The organism is Kosmotoga sp., from assembly GCF_982836095.1.
On record NZ_CEYIHJ010000059.1, the window covers coordinates 4362 to 7010 of the forward strand.

The following is a 2649-nucleotide window of genomic DNA, read 5'->3' on the forward strand; positions in this document are numbered from 1 at the left end:
TGGGATTTGTTCCATTGGTATGGCGAAAAAGTATATAAAAGACCTTGAAAAGCTTAATTATAGCTATTTCCCGGACTATGAGGCACTAATTCCTGAAAGAAGATATCTTGAGAAAAAGGGTTTTCACGTACACATGGTGGAAAAAAACGGTGACTTCTGGAAAAGGCATGTGTTTTTCAGGGACTTTCTTCGAGCACACGCTGATATCGCAAGAGAATACTGCGAAATTAAGAAAAAATTGGCGCGGAAATACAAGAATGAACGTGAAAAATACACAGAAGCCAAGGGACCTTTTATACAAAAAGTGCTGAAAAATATGTATGAAAAAGAAAAATCCAACAAGAAAAATAGAAAAGCAGAAATTTCTCCCCCTCAAAAGAAATGAGATATCTTTAAATAAAAGACTCTCGAAAAACCTTCAAAATCCCCCTTGAAAGAAACTTCAATCTTTAGATTGAATAAAACCGAATAAAGGGGGGATTTTATGAAAAATATACTCGCACTTGTGGTGATTTTGGTCAGCACGCTTACTTTTGGCAGTTTTGTTGCCGGTCTTGGGGGACTCGGGCTTTCATACGTGATAACAGCCGGTATTACTTCGGACGATTTTACTTTCTTTGGTTATTCAGGACCAGCTTCTCTGTTTGCTGTAATAGGGACGGGAGTGGGAATCTTCGCGGATTTCACTCCATTCGAATCATTAGCGAGAACACTTTCAGAAAAGGAGTACCGCATTCTTCTCGGTGGTGGTGCAGGCATCCCTCTGGATCTTTTTGTGATTCCTGATTTAGGCCTTGGCGTTACCATAAAAACAATATGGGGAAAGTTCATTACGAAAGCAACAACGGGATTTGGACTCATGGGATTATATGCAGACGCTGTTGTGGGGTACACATTCTAAGTGTTTACATGCTCGAGTTCGAATTTATAGTAAACGTTTGATTTTACTCTTTCAAATTCTTTTGATTTTAGGCCAGAAAGATTATAATGCGAATGACTATAACAGGAGGTGGATTTATGAAAAAGTTATTGGTAGTTTCTCTATTAGTGGTTGTTACAATGGCTTTTGGAGGTTATTTTGTAGGAATTGGAGATGCTGGAAACGCATATGGCATTACTGCCGGTATGACAATAGAGGATTTGTCTCTCTTTGGTTACAACGGTCACGGAACTCTCATGGCTGTGCTTGGCACAGGCGTGGGTGCAGCTGTAGATCTCACGCCCTTTGAACTCTATTCAGACATTTTTGGCGACAAGGAATACCGCATTTTGGTTGGTGCAGGTGCAGGTGGCTCTTTCAGCATACTTTCAACTGGTTTTAATATTGGCGCTGGTGTTACTTTTAAAGTTCTGTGGGGGGATCATTTCATTTCAAAAACAACAGTGGGGTTCGGACTGGGTGGCTTCTACTCTGACAGTATTCTTGGATACATTTTCTGAGTTGAGAAAAAGCACGGGCAGGGCTGAAAAGCCCTGCTTTTTACTCTGCATCAGGAGTTCTTAATCAATTCAATCAAACTTTGGGCAGCCAGGAGCGGACCGCTTTGTTCATAGCCATTTATCCCCAATTGGGTATATACTTCACCTATTTTTACTCCTGTTTTCATCATGGTCTCAATGTATTTACTCGCAATTTTGCTGTGCTTCTCTTTCCTTTGAATTGCCCCAAAGGGGTTGGCAAAGTAGCTATAAGTGAGTCCTTTTTCAGCGGTTGTTCCCTTTGCCATTCTTGCACCCTTTGAAAAAACTTCCAGTGCTTCTTCATGGCTATCGAAAAATCTCACTTTTTTATGTTCTTCAACTTTCTCATAATTGTTCGCGTACAAAAAGTAGTCGATTTTGGTAGGACGTATTATTTCATCGTAATTCGAATAGGGAACAATCACCCGGGCGTTAACAACATTTGGGTTCATGAAAATGCTTCTATCCATTGTGGAATACGCATAACCTGGTTGCAGGTCATCGAGCCGTACAAATGCCCCGGTTTCCGTTCCATAAGCGACAACTTCCCCAGATTGATTTATATCCAAAGAACCCATATCATCTATCAGGATGTTAACTTCTGAAACCTCTTCTTTTAATTGATTTAAAGCGTCCAGAGTTTCTGACTTTCCCGCGCCGCTATCCCCTAAAAGCATGACATTGGCACTTTTGCCGTTTGTCAATCTTATGTGCGCGAGGGCTCCATGAATAGGCAATCTTCCTTCATCAATTGCCAGAAGATTGTGGATAGTCAAAATCATCTTCTTCATATAGCCAAAATAATCAATAGAAGGGTGATCTCCAACCAAACCTATATACATATCGTCCTCTTTGTATATGACCCCATTTATATCTCCGGGATTCTTGAAAAACTCGTCATCCATACCAAAGATGAAAATTCCATCTGGCTTTCTGTTCCTTATGTCGTCAAAATTGGCAATTTCAAAGAGGTTTCCGAGCCCTGCGGCGTGAGCAAGGTATTCCTTGTTGGTGACAACAAAGATCAATTTTTTACCCACGAATATGGGGAAAAGAAGCCAGTTTCGAGGCACGTCGATATCAATTTTGTGAAGTATCGGTTTATCAACGACTTTAAATAGACCTCGCCTTTTGTTGGAACGAGTGTAAAAAATCACTGGCGGCTCAAAAACGATACTCCAGACAAAA

At 40.6% G+C, this 2649-nt stretch carries 3 protein-coding genes and 1 pseudogene; 3 read left to right on the plus strand and 1 reads right to left on the minus strand.

Going from position 1 to position 2649, the window contains the following annotated elements; all coding sequences use genetic code 11:
• From AC3LHT_RS05425 to AC3LHT_RS05435, 3 genes are all read left to right on the plus strand, one after another.
• Window positions 1-385: GrpB family protein (locus AC3LHT_RS05425; protein WP_488662204.1), on the plus strand; the 385-nt coding region annotated here is incomplete at its 5' end.
• A 99-nt stretch (window positions 386-484) separates the two neighbouring features.
• Entirely contained in the window at window positions 485-901 is a 417-nt protein-coding gene (locus AC3LHT_RS05430; RefSeq protein ID WP_488662205.1) for a hypothetical protein, read from the plus strand.
• Window positions 902-1017: 116 nt separating this feature from the next.
• A complete protein-coding gene (locus tag AC3LHT_RS05435) occupies window positions 1018-1440 on the plus strand; it encodes a hypothetical protein (RefSeq protein WP_488662206.1) in 423 nt (140 codons plus the stop codon).
• 50 nt (window positions 1441-1490) lie between these two features.
• On the opposite strand, the pseudogene AC3LHT_RS05440 reads toward AC3LHT_RS05435, so the two are convergent.
• Window positions 1491-2649, minus strand: a pseudogene (locus AC3LHT_RS05440) (ATPase); the annotation flags it as partial.

Coding starts and splice junctions, on each gene's coding strand:
- AC3LHT_RS05430 (WP_488662205.1), top strand. CDS start 485: ATGAAAAATATACTCGCACTTGTGGTGATTTTGGTCAGCACGCTTACT.
- AC3LHT_RS05435 (WP_488662206.1), top strand. CDS start 1,018: ATGAAAAAGTTATTGGTAGTTTCTCTATTAGTGGTTGTTACAATGGCT.